At 58.8% G+C, this 359-nt stretch carries 1 pseudogene; it reads left to right on the top strand.

The annotated features are described in order from the left end of the window. A pseudogene (locus tag H6B10_RS15705) lies at positions 1–258 on the top strand (ACP S-malonyltransferase); the annotation flags it as partial. Positions 259–359 lie beyond the last annotated feature (101 nt).

The raw sequence follows: 359 nt of genomic DNA, 5'->3' as shown, positions 1-359 counted from the left end.
TGCCTGGGCCACGAAAAAGCTCCCGCTGATTCCATTGCGGACCTTCTGGTGCGTCAGGTACAGAGCAGCGTTTATCTGGAAGATACCATCCGCCGGTTGGCCGACCTGGGCGTGGATACCATTGTGGAGATTGGTCCCGGTCACGCCATCAGCGGCTTTGTCAAAAAGACGGTGGGCAGCGCCGTAACCTGCATGAATATCGAAACCATGGCGGATTTTGAAAAGACCGTTGCAGCACTGAAGGAGGCCCAGGCATGAGTGAACAGCAGAACACCCGTCCCGCGGCACTTGTGACCGGCGGCGGGCGCGGTATTGGCCGGGCTATTTGCCTGGCATTGGCAAAAGCGGGGGTTGACCTG

The sequence above is a fragment of the Gemmiger formicilis genome (assembly GCF_016901605.1).
GTDB lineage: Bacteria > Bacillota > Clostridia > Oscillospirales > Ruminococcaceae > Gemmiger > Gemmiger formicilis_B.
Note: the sequence above shows the minus strand (reverse complement) of the source record. Positions and strands in the feature narration are given on the sequence as shown.